Below are 259 nucleotides of genomic sequence, written 5' to 3'. Positions count from 1 at the left end.
GGGTGGCTTCATAGCCTCACCGTTCAACCCGCGCCTGCAAGCAGATGAGCTTGAATATCTGGTCAATTACTCCGAAGCAAAGGTGCTTTTTATCGGCCCGGAAATGGTCAATCAGGTCAAAACCTTGCAGGATAAATTTCCCAAAGTGCAAGTGTACATTACCCTGGAAGAGCCTGCTGAAGGAATGATCTTTCATCAAAACCTCTTGGAGACCTTTTCCAAAGAGGAACCTGATGTGGATGTCACACCGGATGACCCA

At 47.9% G+C, this 259-nt stretch carries 1 pseudogene; it reads left to right on the top strand.

Annotated features, from left to right (window positions below):
- Positions 1-259 (top strand): annotated as a pseudogene (locus tag ACYQ8U_RS23450) (long-chain-fatty-acid--CoA ligase); the annotation flags it as partial.

It is taken from the genome of Desulfocastanea catecholica, from assembly GCF_054657295.1.
This window is presented reverse-complemented; position numbering and strand designations above follow the sequence as displayed.